This is a genomic window from Paracoccus haematequi, from assembly GCF_900631945.1.
Taxonomy (GTDB): domain Bacteria; phylum Pseudomonadota; class Alphaproteobacteria; order Rhodobacterales; family Rhodobacteraceae; genus Paracoccus; species Paracoccus haematequi_A.
The window spans coordinates 1-1573 of record NZ_UZWE01000092.1; the positions used below are offsets into that span (position 1 = coordinate 1).

Consider the following 1573-nt stretch of genomic DNA (forward strand, 5'->3'; position numbering starts at 1 on the left):
CCCGCAACCAGTTCGCCATAATGTTCGGCGAGCGCTTCGACGCTTGAGTATCTGAAACCGCATGGAGCCGGTCAGATACACAAAGTTCAGGACACTCCCGAAGCATCATTATTGAATGCCAATAGATTGTCAGCCCCGAAGTCCTGCCGGCACCTCCGATCGAACCGGCACCAGACGTTACTGACTTGAATGACGATCAAGCACGAAGTCTACGAAAGTGCTTGCCGCACCTATCGCCAACCGGGCATGCTGCGGCTGCAGCCCCTTGAAGCCTCTCCCGCGTCCATGCCCCTTGCCGTAGGCGTTCCTGAGCGGTGCCAGAGAATGGGCGATCCTGCCCAAGCTGGTCAGGACGTCACGAATTTCCGAAGCGCCTTTAGTGGTATCCTCAATCCCTTCGGGCATGATCTTTAGCTCCTTGCGGAGGAGCTTCAGCAGATCAGGAATTTCAGCCTTGCTGGAATACTCAACCTTGCGGTCATCCAGGATGAGCTTGCAACAGCTTTCCACGATTTCCTTGGCTAGGGCAATCGCCTCGCCAGGCTCGCTGTCACCTATGCGTTCAAGTCTGCGGAGATCCTCATATAGCGTTTCCGAATTCAGGGTAGCGGCGACCGCTTTGATACGCTGGAGAGGCATCCCGAGGGCATGAACCTTCCGCTGGGCTTCGAAGACGGGCCGGCCAGCAAGCACCGTGTCTTCGACAAGTTCCCACCCGTCTCCCGTTAGGTGTCCGTTGAACGCCTGGACCAGCGCGGCCTGCTCTTCAGCATCCGTTCGCACGATCGGATGGACGACCTCGCAGATGAACTTCAGCAACGTTTCCTGATCCGTGGCGTAAAGCCTGAAGCGCGGATCGCTATAGATCCAGTCCAGAGGCCAGTCATCATTGTTGATACAATGCTGCCAGATGTCCCCTTCAGCCGTTTCGTATCGGCTATCGCGCGAGGGCATGGTGGTCAGGTCATAGATGCGACTAAGGAATGCGATCTCGTCCAGCGCCCCGAACCAGATGGTGCCGCGCGCCCGCATCTCGTCTAGGAGGGCAGCCCTAGTCCGTGGGCCATTCTTTCCGTCAGCAACCTTCGAGCTGTTCTGGGCAGTCCGGAGGAGAGTTATCTCGGCATAAACCCAGAACCCTTCATCCTTTCCGAACACAAGCTGGATGTTTCTGTTAATTACATCCGCTATTTCTTGCCGGAGCGTTTCGATCGAAACAAAGACGGATACGGGAAGCCTTATATAAATGGTCCATAGTTCCGTTCCGCCGTTCCAGCTGTCTATGCCGGTTTGTTTGAGATCGATTTCGGCCTGCGTGATGACACGCAAAGCATCATCTTCATCTTTCGCCCGAAGCAGCTCGATGACAGTTGGCAGTGCGCCTTCGATTTGTCTCCTGATGCTAAGATAGCGCATTCTTCGCCTTGTCGTTGGATTCTACCGCACGTCTCTCGTGTGCTGAATCGATCATGCTTAAAGCGTTTCGGGATTAACCTGCGACATAGCCAGCTGCCTGAAAGTAGTTCCAGCACTCAGCGGGCGTGAACATTCCGCAGATGTCTCGGAGCGCGTC

1 protein-coding gene is annotated in these 1573 nt (G+C 55.4%); it reads right to left on the minus strand.

Annotation, left to right across the window (positions count from 1 at the left end):
- Window positions 1-177 precede the first annotated feature (177 nt).
- The gene (locus PARHAE_RS20535; protein ID WP_126156353.1) at window positions 178-1416 is read right to left on the minus strand and encodes an abortive infection family protein; all 1239 of its coding nucleotides are present in this window, start codon (window positions 1414-1416) and stop codon (window positions 178-180) included.
- Window positions 1417-1573 lie beyond the last annotated feature (157 nt).